The 12,246-nt window shown below is 73.0% G+C and carries 10 protein-coding genes; 4 read left to right on the forward strand and 6 right to left on the reverse strand.

All coding sequences use genetic code 11. From position 1 onward, the window contains the following. On the forward strand, positions 1-291 hold the full coding sequence (locus tag ABEB17_RS17940; RefSeq protein ID WP_345718117.1) for a WXG100 family type VII secretion target: 291 nt from the start codon (positions 1-3) through the stop codon (positions 289-291). Positions 292-1,020: 729 nt separating this feature from the next. On the opposite strand, the gene groL is transcribed toward ABEB17_RS17940, so the two are convergent. Continuing rightward, positions 1,021-2,649 (reverse strand): chaperonin GroEL, encoded by a 1,629-nt coding sequence (gene groL / locus ABEB17_RS17945; protein ID WP_345718118.1) that lies wholly within the window; start codon positions 2,647-2,649, stop codon positions 1,021-1,023. A gap of 229 nt (positions 2,650-2,878) precedes the next feature. Between groL and ABEB17_RS17950 the strand changes: the two genes are divergently transcribed. Beyond that, positions 2,879-3,337, forward strand: coding sequence for a hypothetical protein (locus ABEB17_RS17950; RefSeq protein ID WP_345718119.1), 459 nt, complete (start codon positions 2,879-2,881; stop codon positions 3,335-3,337). Here ABEB17_RS17950 and ABEB17_RS17955 read toward each other — a convergent pair. From ABEB17_RS17955 to ABEB17_RS17970, 4 genes are all read right to left on the reverse strand, one after another. Next, a complete protein-coding gene (locus ABEB17_RS17955) occupies positions 3,303-3,869 on the reverse strand; it encodes a LytR C-terminal domain-containing protein (protein ID WP_345718120.1) in 567 nt (188 codons plus the stop codon). The genes ABEB17_RS17950 and ABEB17_RS17955 overlap by 35 nt on opposite strands. 19 nt (positions 3,870-3,888) lie before the next feature. Then, entirely contained in the window at positions 3,889-4,203 is a 315-nt protein-coding gene (napA, locus tag ABEB17_RS17960) for a nucleoid-associated protein NapA (protein ID WP_345718121.1), read from the reverse strand. Positions 4,204-4,279: 76 nt separating this feature from the next. After that, entirely contained in the window at positions 4,280-5,629 is a 1,350-nt protein-coding gene (locus ABEB17_RS17965) for a pyridoxal phosphate-dependent decarboxylase family protein (RefSeq protein ID WP_345718122.1), read from the reverse strand. 21 nt (positions 5,630-5,650) lie between these two features. After that, positions 5,651-7,372 (reverse strand): MFS transporter, encoded by a 1,722-nt coding sequence (locus ABEB17_RS17970; RefSeq protein ID WP_345718123.1) that lies wholly within the window; start codon positions 7,370-7,372, stop codon positions 5,651-5,653. 102 nt (positions 7,373-7,474) lie between these two features. Here ABEB17_RS17970 and ABEB17_RS17975 point away from each other — a divergent pair, with 102 nt between their 5' ends. Together ABEB17_RS17975 and ABEB17_RS17980 are read left to right on the forward strand one after the other, a co-directional pair. Next, positions 7,475-8,149, forward strand: a complete 675-nt coding sequence (locus ABEB17_RS17975) for a uracil-DNA glycosylase (protein WP_345718124.1) — start codon at positions 7,475-7,477, stop codon at positions 8,147-8,149. Then, positions 8,146-9,414, forward strand: coding sequence for a phosphotransferase (locus ABEB17_RS17980; RefSeq protein ID WP_345718125.1), 1,269 nt, complete (start codon positions 8,146-8,148; stop codon positions 9,412-9,414). The genes ABEB17_RS17975 and ABEB17_RS17980 overlap by 4 nt, the downstream gene beginning before the upstream one ends. Here the strand turns inward: ABEB17_RS17980 and ABEB17_RS17985 are convergent. After that, positions 9,411-12,239, reverse strand: coding sequence for an ATP-binding protein (locus ABEB17_RS17985; RefSeq protein ID WP_345718126.1), 2,829 nt, complete (start codon positions 12,237-12,239; stop codon positions 9,411-9,413). The genes ABEB17_RS17980 and ABEB17_RS17985 overlap by 4 nt on opposite strands. Between the last annotated feature and the right edge of the window lie 7 nt (positions 12,240-12,246).

A 12,246-nucleotide genomic window follows, 5' to 3' on the forward strand; every position in this document is an offset into this window, starting at 1 on the left:
ATGAGCAGCCAGTTCCAGGTCGACACCGACCGGATCAGCGGCGCGAGCGGCACCGTGCAGCGGATCGGCGCGGACATCGACAGCGCCGTCAGCCGGATGACCAGCGAGCTCACCGCGCTGCAGGACGCCTGGCGCGGCGAGGCGTCCGGCCGCTTCCACGCGGTCGCGGTCGAGTGGCGGGGGACGCAGGTGCGGGTGCGCGAGGCGTTGGACCACATCGGCCAGCTGCTCGCCCAGGCGGGGCAGCAGTACGCCGCCGCGGAGCAGCAGAACGCCGCGATGTTCCGCTGAGCCGGACTCACTGTCGGGGTCCGTTCACGCCAGGGTCGGCGTGGCGACACCTATCGGCGGCGCGAACCGGGTAGAAAGGTGGTGGCACCACGCGAACGAGGCCCCTCCAAGTATGAGTTGGAGGGGCCTCGCGTGTGCGTCGCCATGATCACCTGGCCGGCGAACCGACCCTGCCATCACCCGGGATGACGCCCGCCGCGTCCGGCCTATCCGACAGCCGAGGCCACCGGGACTCCGAACGACGTGCCACGCTCGACCAGGCCCGTGCGCTCCCGACGTCTCGTCATCGACGTCGCCCGCTCGGCAAGCCGCTCGGGGGTGGAGCACCGGTCTCCTGACCGCCCACCTCAGTCTGCTGTCGGCGCCTTCCGCTCGGGTTGCCCCGGTCTTCCGGCCCCGCATGCGTTCTGCGGTGTGGGAGATTTCTATCCTCCGATCCGACTGCCGCGCAAGGGTTTTGGCGAGATCTCGTCGGAAGAATTTTGGCCGGGTCGCCGCCGGCTTGTGGATCATCCTGTGGACCAGGTGTGGATCACATGTGGACGACGAACCGGCCGTGGGACGGGAGTGGCGTCCCCCAGCGCGCCGCCGTCCCCTGCCGTCATCAACAGGCTGTGGACGCGCTGGGGACGACCGCTGTGGACAATCGCGGGGAACACCGAACCCCCTGTCCACCATGTGGACAGGGGGTTCGGGTCGTTCAGACGCTGTGAGCCAGCGCGGCGGGACTCAGAAGTCCATGCCGCCCATGCCACCGTCGCCACCGGGCATGGCCGGAGCGGCCTTCTCCGGCTTGTCGGCGATGACGGCCTCGGTCGTCAGGAACAGCGCGGCGATCGACGCGGCGTTCTGCAGCGCGGACCGGGTCACCTTGACCGGGTCGTTGATGCCGGCCTGCAGCATGTCGACGTACTCGCCGGTCGCGGCGTTCAGACCCCAGCCCGACTCGAGGTTGCGGACCTTCTCGGCCACGACCCCACCCTCGAGACCGGCGTTGATCGCGATCTGCTTCAGCGGAGCCTCGACGGCGACCTTGACGATGTTCGCGCCAGTGGCCTCGTCACCCTCGAGCTCGAGCTTGTCGAAGGCGGTCTTGCCGGCCTGGATGAGAGCGACGCCACCACCGGCGACGATGCCCTCCTCCACGGCGGCCTTCGCGTTGCGCACCGCGTCCTCGATGCGGTGCTTGCGCTCCTTCAGCTCGACCTCGGTCGCTGCGCCGGCCTTGATGACGGCGACGCCGCCGGCCAGCTTGGCCAGCCGCTCCTGCAGCTTCTCGCGGTCGTAGTCCGAATCCGACTTCTCGATCTCGGCGCGGATCTGGTTGACCCGGCCGGCGATCGCCTCGGCGTCGCCAGCACCCTCGACGATGGTCGTCTCGTCCTTGGTGATGACCACCTTGCGGGCCCGGCCGAGCAGCTCGATGCCGGTGTTCTCCAGCTTCAGGCCGACCTCCTCGCTGATGACCTCACCACCGGTCAGGGTGGCGATGTCGGCGAGCATGGCCTTGCGGCGGTCACCGAAGCCCGGGGCCTTGACGGCGACGGACTTGAAGGTGCCACGGATCTTGTTGACGATGAGCGTCGAGAGAGCCTCGCCGTCCACGTCCTCCGCGATGATGACCAGCGGCTTGCCGGACTGCATGACCTTCTCGAGCAGCGGCAGCAGGTCCTTGACGGTCGAGATCTTGGAGTTCGCGACGAGGATGTAGGGGTCCTCGAGCTCGGTCTCCATGCGCTCGGTGTCGGTGACGAAGTACGCCGAGATGTAGCCCTTGTCGAAGCGCATACCCTCGGTGAGCTCGAGCTCGAGGCCGAAGGTGTTCGACTCCTCGACGGTGATGACACCTTCCTTGCCGACCTTGTCCATCGCCTCGGCGATGAGCTCGCCGATCGAGGAGTCACCGGCCGAGATGCCGGCGGTCTGCGCGATCTGCTCCTTGGTCTCGACCTCGCGGGCCGAGGCCAGCAGCTGGTCGGACACGGCCTCGACGGCCTGCTCGATGCCGCGCTTGAGGGCCATCGGGTTGGCGCCGGCAGCCACGTTGCGCAGACCCTCGCGCACCATCGCCTGAGCCAGCACCGTGGCGGTCGTCGTGCCGTCACCGGCGACGTCGTCCGTCTTCTTGGCGACCTCCTTGACCAGCTCGGCGCCGATCTTCTCGTAGGGGTCGTCGAGCTCGATCTCCTTGGCGATGCTGACACCGTCGTTGGTGATCGTGGGGGCGCCCCACTTCTTCTCCAGGACGACGTTGCGTCCCTTCGGGCCGAGCGTGACCCGGACGGCGTCGGCGAGGGCGTTCATGCCCCGCTCGAGCCCGCGGCGGGCCTCCTCGTCGAAGGCGATGATCTTGGCCATGCTTCGGGTTCCTCCCGTGATCGGGTGGTGGTGACCGGTCGGTGCCCGCGACGGACGACCGCCGTTGCCGCGCTCTGGTCACGCGACGCTCGACGGCCTCACTGATCGGTCGACGTCAGGTAGCACTCACGTCGTGCGAGTGCTAGGTCAATGATTAGCACTCGGCACCCCCGAGTGCAAATGCCTGGACCCCTACCGCCGCGCGCCGCGCCGGACGATCATGGGCGCCATGAGGCTGAGCAGCCGGGACTGGACCCGTCGGGTGGTGAACGTGCTCACGTTGGCCACGCCGGTCGGGCTGGCCCTGGCCAGGTCGGGCCACGCCCGGCTGGTGCCCGGGCCGCGCGGCACCTGGGTGGCCACCGGCTACCGCTCCCGCTTCCCGGCTCCGCGGGCCCCCGCGGTGACGATCGGGGACGTCGTCCTGCTCCGGCTGGACGACGAGCGCCTGGCCCGCCGCCCGCTGCTGCTGACCCACGAGTCGCGGCACAGCGGCCAGTGGGCGTGCTGGCTCGGCATGCTCGGGTTCCCGGTCGCGTACGGGGTGGCCAGCCTGCTGTCGTGGTGGAAGGTGCGGGACTTCGCGCTGGCCAACGTGTTCGAGGTGCGCGCCGGACTGGTCGAGGGCGGGTACCTGAGACCGGGCGAGTCGGTCAGCTCGGGTAGTCGGCGCCCAGCACCGCAGTGACCCGGGACGAGCCGAAGTCCGCGGACTCCTGCACCGCGGCGGGGCTGCCCAGGTCGTCGGCGACGGCCTGCGCCGTCGCCTGCAGCGAGCCCTTGCCGTAGAAGATCGTCGTGCCGGTGACGGAGCCGGTGTAGTTGCCGGTGCTCCGGATCGTCCAGCCCGCGTTGCGCAGCTTGGTCGCCGCACCGGCGGCCAACCCGCCGCGCTTGGTGGCGTTCAGCACCGCGACCGGCTGGCTGTGGTCCACCGTCGGCGTCTGGGTGGTGCTCGCGGACTTCGTGCTGGTCGGTGAGGCGGTCTTCGTGCTCGACGAGGACTTGGTGGAGGTGCCCTTGGTCGTGGTGCCGGTCGCCCCCGAGGTCACGCCCGTGTTCGAGCTGGCCTCATCGGTCCCGCCGCCACCCCACCAGCCGGTGGCCCACACCACGATCAGCACGACCGCCACGGCCGCGACCAACCAGGGGACGGCACCGGCCGGGCCCAGGCCCGGTGGACGGTGCGCGCCGCGGCGCTCGTGGAACGTCTGGCTCATGCTGCGAACGCCCTCAGGGTCAGACCTTCATGCCGAGGCGACGGGCCGAGCGGGCCCGCTGACGCGAGGCGCGCATGCGGCGCAGCCGCTTGACCAGCATCGGGTCGAGCTCCAGCGCGTCCTGCCGGTCGATCAGCGCGTTGAGCACCTGGTAGTACCGGGTGGCGGACATGTCGAACAGCTCGCGGATCGCCTGCTCCTTGGCGCCGGCGTACTTCCACCACTGACGCTCGAAGGCCAGGATCTCGGCGTCCCGCTCGCTCAGGCCCGACGCCTCGCCCACCCCGGCAGAGCCGTGGCCAGCGGTGCGGGGGTCGGTCGTCGCGGCATCCATGCCCACCAGGGTAGACGGTGAACCACACCGATGTCATTCGACCCGCTGGGTGAATGCCAGCCCCTGCGCCAACCCCCTAGGCCATCGTGTCCAGGATCGTCGAGATGTCCGCCTCGCTGGTGTTCGGGTTGACGATGGCGAACCGGGTGACGGTCTCCCCCTCGTGCGTGGTCGGGACGACGAACGCGAAGTTCGCCAGCAGCAGGCGGTCCGACCAGCGCTGGTACTGCTGCGGCGTCCAGCCCACCCGGCGGAACACGACGACCGAGGTGTCGGGCTCGCGCAGCAGCTCCAGGTAGTCGCGCTGCTCGACCTGCGCGGCGGCGAACCGGGTCACCTCGAGGGTGCGCTCGACCGCGGCGGCGTAGGCGTCCGTACCGTGGGTGGCGAGGCTGAACCAGAACGGCAGCCCGCGCGCCCGCCGGGTCAGCCCGACCGAGTAGTCGGACGGGTTGAACTCGGCCGACTCGGTCAGCACGTCGAGGTAGCCGGCCTTCTGGGTGTGCGCGGCCCGGCCGAGCTGGGGGTCGCGGTAGATCAGCGCGCAGCAGTCGAACGGCGCGAACAGCCACTTGTGCGGGTCCACGATGAACGAGTCGGCCTGCTCGATGCCGTCGTAGCGGGCCCGGATGCTGGGGGCGGCCAGCCCGGCGCCGCCGTAGGCGCCGTCCACGTGGAACCAGACGCCGAGCTCGGCGCAGACCGCCGCGACCGACGCGAGGTCGTCGACGATGCCGAAGTTCGTCGTGCCGGCGGTGGCGACGACCGCGAACAGCCCGTCGGTGCCGGTGGACGCCAGCGTCGCCCGCAGGTTCTCGCCGGTCAGCCGGCCGGCGTCGTCGACCGGGACGCCCAGGAAGTCGACGTCCATGATGTCGCAGGCGCTCTTGATGGACGAGTGCGCCTGGGTGGTGCCGGCGACCTTCCAGCGGGTCGGCTGCTCGCCGCCCTCGCGGCGGGCCGCGTGCCGGGCGGCGACGAGCGCGGACAGGTTGCCGATGGTCCCGCCGGGCACGAACACCCCGCCCGCCGACTCGGGCAGCCCGGCCAGGTCACTGATCCAGCGCAGCGCCGCGTTCTCCGCGTGCACCGCGCCGGCGCCCTCCAGCCAGGACCCGCCGTAGATGGACGACGCCCCGACCACCAGGTCGAACAGGGTGCTGGCCTCGGTGGGCGCACAGGGGATGAAGGACAGGTAGCGCGGGTGGTCGGTCGAGATGCAGGCCGGGGCGAGCTCTCTGGTGAAGAGCTCGAGGGCCGCCACGCCGCCGAGGCCGTCGGCGGTGATGGTCTGCCCGGCCACCTCGTCGAGCTCCGCCTGCGTGCGCGGGCCGTCCAGCGGCACCGGGTTCATCCGCGAGCGGCGCAGCGTGTAGTCCAGGACGGCTTGGCTCAGGGCCTCGACGTCGGCGTCGAAAGAGTGCACGAGAGGGAAGTCTAGGGGCCCTCAGTGCGCGCTCAGCACCTCCTGCACGGCGGCCTCCTCGTCGGTTCGGACGTCGACCTGCGGGCTGGGCCTGACCAGCGACATCAGCGCGCCGGCCACGCACATCACCGCGGCGGCCAGGAACACGACGACGAGGCCGTCGTGCAGCGGGCCGGAGATGAGCTGCGGGAAGAACGTCTTGCCGACCAGGTTCGCGGCGTGGTCCGGCGACAGCTTCGCCAGCACGTCGGGGCCGACCATCTCGCGCATCGGGTTGTAGCCGAGGAAGGCGGCGAACAGGCTGCCCACGGGCGGCAGCCCGGCGATCGTGTGCGCGGTGTCGGCCGGGACGCCCTGCGCGGTCAGGCTGCTGCTCAGCTGGGCGGGCAGGTGCTTGGCCAGCCCGGCGATCATCAGCGAGAAGAAGATGCCGATCGACAGCAGCATGCCGGCGTTCATGAAGGTGGCGCGCATCCCCGAGGCGGCGCCGCGGTCCTGCGGCTGGACGCTGCCCATGATCGCGCTGGTGTTGGGCGCGGCGAACAGGCCCGAGCCGATGCCGTTGAGCGCGATCAGCGCCGCGAACCAGCCGTAGTGGAAGTTCACCGGCAGCAGCAGCAGGCCGACGAAGGACGCCGCAGCGACCATCAGCCCGACGAACGCGAACAGCCGGGAGCCGTACTTGTCGGACAGGTGGCCGGACACCGGGCCCGAGACCAGGAAGCCGATGGTCAGCGGCACCAGGTAGATGCCGGCCCACAGCGGGGTGGACTCGTAGTCGTAGCCGTGCAGCGGCAACCAGACGCCCTGCAGCCAGATGATCAGCATGAACTGCAGGCCACCGCGGGCGATGGAGGACAGCAGGGTGGCCGCATTGCCGTAGGCGAACGTGCGGTCGCGGAAGAGCTCGAGGTGGAACATCGGGTAGGTGACCCGGCGCTCGACGAACCAGAACGCCACGAGCATGGCCGCACCGCCGATCAGGCCGGCCAGCACCCACGGGTTGGTCCACCCGGTGTCGTGGCTGCCGTACGGCTGGATGCCGTAGGTGATGCCGGCCAGCATCGCCGTCAGCCCGGCGCCGAACAGGACGTTGCCGACCCAGTCGATGCTCCCCTTGCCGCGGCTGGTGAGCTCGTGCAGCGACCGGTAGGCCCAGACGGTGCCCACGATGCCGATCGGCACGGAGACCCAGAACACCGAGCGCCAGTGCCACTCGGACAGCACGCCGCCGAGCACGAGCCCGATGAAGGAGCCGGCGAGCGCCGCGACCTGGTTGATGCCCAGCGCCATGCCGCGCTGCTCGGTCGGGAAGGCGTCGGTGAGGATCGCGGTGGAGTTCGCCATCAGCATCGCGCCGCCGACGCCCTGGACGACGCGGAAGCCGATCAGCCACAGGGCGCCCGCGCTGCCGGTCCACGGGACGAGCGCGAGCGCGACGGAGGCGGCGGCGAACACGGCGAAGCCCGCGTTGTACATCTTGACCCGGCCGTAGATGTCGCCGAGCCGGCCCAGCGAGACGACCAGGACGGCGGTGACCAGCAGGTAGCCCATCAGCATCCAGAGCAGGTAGCTGACGTTGGACGGCCGCAGCGGGTCGAGCTGGATACCGCGGAAGATCGCCGGCAGCGAGATCAGCACGATGGACGCGTTCACGGTCGCCAGCAGCACCCCGAGCGTCGTGTTCGACAGCGCGACCCACTTGTAGTGCGGGTGGGCGGAGTCGTATCGGGGGTTGGGCACGGGGCCTCCAGAGAAAGATACTTAGACTCGGTATGTAATCTACGCCCGCACTCCCGCGCCGCGCCAGCAGGGTTCGGGGGCCGCGCACTAACGTGTGCGGACGTGGCGAGGGCACTGAGCGAGCTGATGGACGACGGCTGGGCGCAGGCGCTGGCGCCGGTGGCCGACCAGGTCGCGCAGATGGGCGACTTCCTGCGGGCCGAGTTGGCCGGCGGCGGGCAGTACCTGCCGGCCGGCGAGCGGGTGCTGGCCGCGTTCGAGCGGCCGTTCGCGGACGTCCGGGTGCTCGTCGTCGGCCAGGACCCCTACCCGACACCCGGTCACGCCGTCGGGCTGTCCTTCTCGGTGGCGCCCGACGTCCGGCCGATCCCGCGCAGCCTGCAGAACATCTACCGCGAGCTGAACGCCGACCTGGGCGTGGCACCGCCCCCGCACGGTGACCTGACCGCGTGGTCCGACCAGGGCGTGCTGCTGCTCAACCGGGTGCTGACGGTGGCGCCGGGAGCGAGCGCGAGCCACCGGGGCAAGGGCTGGGAGGCCGTGACCGACCAGGCCATCCGCGCGCTGGTGGCCCGCGGCACCCCGCTGGTCGCGCTGCTGTGGGGCAAGGACGCGCAGACCCTGCGACCCCTGCTCGGGGACACCCCCGTGGTGGCCAGCGCCCACCCGAGCCCGATGTCCGCCGACCGCGGGTTCTTCGGGTCGCGCCCGTTCAGCCGGGTCAACGAGCTGCTGGTCGCCCAGGGCGCCGAGCCGGTGGACTGGTCGCTGCGGTGAGCTCGGCAGCCCGCCCGCCCCGCCAGGCCCGGCTCGTCCTGCTGGACGTCGGCGGCGACCCGGTCGGGCGGCTCGGGCCGGTCGAGGTCGCGTCGCCGTGGTGGCCGGACGTCGAGCCGCTCGTCCACGCGGTCCGGGAGCAGCACGGCCTCGACGTGCTCGTGCTGCGAGTGCTGGCCCCCGCCGCCGACGACGGGTCGCGCGAGCCCGTGGGCGGCGCCGTCACCTACCTCGCCCAGAGCACGCGAGCCCTGACCGCGGAGGAGCTGGCCGGCCTCGAGCCCCCGCCGGCGGCCGTCCTGGGCGACGCCCTCGACGACCACCCGCTGCGGGCACCGTGGGCGCGACCCGGCGGACCGACGTCCATCCTGACCTGGGCGGACGATGTGCTCTCCCGGGCGGGGACGCCGCGCACCGCGCCGGCCGAGCAGGTCAAGACGTGGAACCTGTCCTCGATCCTGCGGCTGCCCACCGCGCGGGGGCCGGTCTGGTGCAAGAGCGCGCCACCGTTCTTCGCGCACGAGGGGGCCATCATCGCCGCGGTCGCGGCGCGCCACCCACGGCTGGTGCCGCACCTGCTCGCGGCCGACCCGGCGACGGGCACCGTGCTGATGGCCGACGTGCCGGGCGAGGACCAGTGGTCCGCCGGACCGGCGCGGCTCGCCGACATGGTCGAGGCCGTCGTCGACCTGCAGGACGAGTGGGTCGGACGCGCTGACGAGCTGCTCGCCCTCAGGCTGCCCGACTGGCGGGGTCCCGCACTGGCCGGCGCGCTGTCCGCGTTGCTCGCCCGCGACGACGTCCGCGACCGGCTCGAGCCGCGCGAGCTCGACGGGGTGGACGGGCTCGCCGCCCGGCTGCCGGCCCTCGTGGCCGAGCTGGACGCCTGCGGGCTCGGCGACACCCTGGTGCACGGCGACCTGCACGCCGGCAACTGGCGGTACGGCCCGGGCGGCCTGCTGCTGCTCGACTGGGGTGACAGCGGCGTCGGCCACCCGCTGCTCGACCTGCCGGCCTTCCTGGAGCGGCTGCCCGGGGACCAGCAGGACGCCGTCCGGGCCGGCTGGGTGCGGCAGTGGCGCGCCCGCCGACCGGACGCGGACGTCGAGCGCGCCATCGCCCTGGTGCCACCCCTCGCGGCGCTGCGCCAGGCGCTGATCTACCGGACGTTCCTGGACCGGATCGAGCCGGACGAGCGGATCTACCACCGCGACGACCCGCCGGTCTGGATCAGGCGCGCCCTGCAGCTCAGCGCCACGGACTAGCCGCGCGGGCGAGCGCTCACCAGCTGCACCCGGTTCGACAGGCCCAGCTTGCCCAGGATGCTGCGCATGTGGCTCTCCACGGTCCGCTCCGACAGGACGAGCCGTCGGGCGATCTCCTTGTTGCTCAGACCCTGCGAGGCCAGCTCGGCGACCTCGCGCTCGCGCCCGCTCAACGGGTCGCGGTCGCGCGCCACGGCTCTCGCCCGCTCCTGCAGCGCCACGGCCTCGGCGAGGGGACCGGGCAGGTCCAGGGCCCGCGCCTCCCGGGCGCCGGCCGTGGCGGCCGCGAGCGCCCGCGGGACGTCGTCCGGCTGCGCCCGTGGGGTCCGGGACCGGCCGAGCAGCGCCTCGGCCAGACCCACCCGGTCCCGGGCGACGGCCGGGCGGGCGCCGGTCCTGGTGTCGGTGGCCAGCGCCGACTGGAAGTGCTCCACCGCGTCGTCCCAGTGCTCCAGGACGACCGAGAGCCGGCCGGCGAACCAGCGCGCCGAGCCGAAGCAGTAGATCCCGGCGTCACCGACCTCCCACTCGTACTGCGCCACCAGCGGTTCCAGCGCCGCCGCGGCAGCGACGTCGCCGAAGGCACTGACCAGCGCCACCTGGCTCAGCGGGACGCCGTGCCGCAGCTCGGGTCCGACGTCCTCGATGGTGAGCCCGAGGCCGTCGTAGGCCGCGCGGGCCTCGTCCGTGCGGCCCAGCTGCAGCAGCATCAGCGCGACGCTGACCCGCACCACGGTGAGCTCCTGCGGCGCGGCCCGCAGCGTCGCCAGCGACTCCTCGCTGACCACCGGCTGACCGGTGGCGACGCTGTGCACCAGCAGAAACGCGTCGGACATCCCGGCGGCGGACAGGTCCTGGGACAGCTCGCTGGCGCCCAGCCGGCCGGCCTGTGCGTTCAGCTCGAGCGCCTCCTCGAACTCGCCGCGCAAGGCGGTCACCGAGGCCCGGACCCGCAGCTCGTGCCAGCGCACCAGCGGCAGCCGGGACGAGCGGGCCAGCAGCCCCAGCTCGGCGATCTCGGCGTCCGCGGCGGCCATCCGGCCGAGGTTGAGCGCGGCGTCGATCCGCCACTTGTGTCCCCACAGGACGGTCATCGGCTGCCCGCTGCGGGTGCCCGTCTCGACGGCGACCTGCCCGAGCCGCAGCCGCTCGTCGGGCGAGAACGCCGAGTCCACGACCTTGTCCCGCGCCCGGGCCGCCTCCACCAGCGCGATGTCGTCGCCGCTGCGCTCGGCGAGCTCGAGCGCCTCACGCGACCACTGCGCACCGTCCTGTGGGCGTCCGGCGTCGGCAGCCGCCGAGGTCCGCAGCGACAGCAGCCGCGACCGCGTCAGGTCGTCGAGGTCGGTGTCGAGCTCGAGTACCCGGGCGCACCGCCGCAGGACCTGTGGCAGCACGTCCGGCGCCGCGACGTCGTGCACGACCAGGGCGGCCGGGGCGAGCAGGTCCGGCCGGTCCCCCGCGAGCGCCAGGTCGACGACCTGCTCGGCGCACTCGCTGGCCTCCCGCACCCGGCCGTCCCGGAAGTGCGCGTCGGCCAGCCGCAGCAGCAGCTCCGCGCGTTCACCGTCACCGGCCCCGGCCCGCTCCAGCTCGCCGAGCGCCATGGCGAGGTAGCGCGCGGCCTCGGCGTCCGCGTAGGCGCGGGTGGCGGCGTCCGCGGCCCGGACCGCCCACGCGGCGGCCGTCCGCAGCTCGGCCGGGTCGCGGGCGCAGCGCAGCCAGTGGCCGGCCACCAGACCGGCCCGACCCGGGTCGTGCCCGGACTGCTCCTGCAGGACGAGGGCGGCGTGCCGGTGCAGCGCCTCGCGCTGCGAGCGGTCGAGGTCCGCGTACACGCCCTCGCGGACGACGGCGTGCACGAACCGGAGCCGGCCGGCTCCGACGTCGGGCACCTCGGCCAGCACGCCGGCGCGCACCGCCTCGTCCAGGTCGCGCTGCACGGCCGGTTCGGGGCGCTCGCAGACCGCCGCCAGGACGGCGACGTCGAGCTGCTCGCCGAGCACGGCCGCGGCGGCCAGCAGCTCGGCGGCGGCCTCGGGCAGCCCGGCCACGACGCCGCGCACCAGGGTCCGCAGCTGGCTGCTCGCGTCGGCGTCCGCCGGGTCCGGCGACGCCCCGCCACGCACCAGGTCGGTGACCGCCCGCAGGTACAGCGGGTTGCCGCCGGACCGGTGCAGCACGCCCCGCACGTGCTCGGGGTCGGCGGCCCGGTGCAGGGTCTGTCCCAGGTAGGCCCGGACGTCGTGCTCGACCAGCGGGGGCAGGGGCAAGGGGTGGGTGGTCGACCAGCGCAGCAGGTCGGGCAGCGCCTCGGCCATCAGGCCGGCCGACCCGCCGTCCCGGTAGGTCGCGACCACCACCAGCCCGGCGCCGGCGACCTCGCCGGCGATCCGGCGCAGCAGGCGCAGCGAGGTCTCGTCGGCCCAGTGCAGGTCCTCCAGTACGACGACGAGCCCGGCCGGCTCGGCGGCGCGCAGCAGCGCGTCCGTGGTGTCGGCCACGAAGCGGAAGCGGGCGGACTCGGCGTCGGCGAGCGGCTCGGCCGGGACGTCGGGCAGGGCCGCGAGCGCGGCGCGCCACGGCCACAGCGGTGGCGCTCCCGGCTCGTCGACGGCGCGGCCCCAGCGCATGGGCACCTGGTCCGACGCCGGGCCGCAGACCCGTTCGACCAGGCGGGTCTTGCCGATGCCGGCCGGGCCGCTGACCAGGACCAGGCCGCCGCGACCGGCGCGCGCACCGGCGACCCGCTCGCCCAGCTCGGCCACCTGCCGCTCGCGACCGACGAAGGGCGGGCCGGTCTCGACGGGACCGTGCGTCGCCACGGGCCCA

The organism is Angustibacter luteus (assembly GCF_039541115.1).
GTDB classification, from domain to species: domain Bacteria; phylum Actinomycetota; class Actinomycetes; order Actinomycetales; family Angustibacteraceae; genus Angustibacter; species Angustibacter luteus.

Bases quoted from the DNA above. Each gene is read 5' to 3' on its own strand.
- ABEB17_RS17955 (WP_345718120.1), bottom strand. From the start codon at position 3,869: ATGAGCCAGACGTTCCACGAGCGCCGCGGCGCGCACCGTCCACCGGGC.
- groL (WP_345718118.1), bottom strand. From the start codon at position 2,649: ATGGCCAAGATCATCGCCTTCGACGAGGAGGCCCGCCGCGGGCTCGAG.
- ABEB17_RS17950 (WP_345718119.1), top strand. From the start codon at position 2,879: ATGAGGCTGAGCAGCCGGGACTGGACCCGTCGGGTGGTGAACGTGCTC.
- ABEB17_RS17940 (WP_345718117.1), top strand. From the start codon at position 1: ATGAGCAGCCAGTTCCAGGTCGACACCGACCGGATCAGCGGCGCGAGC.
- napA (WP_345718121.1), bottom strand. From the start codon at position 4,203: ATGGATGCCGCGACGACCGACCCCCGCACCGCTGGCCACGGCTCTGCC.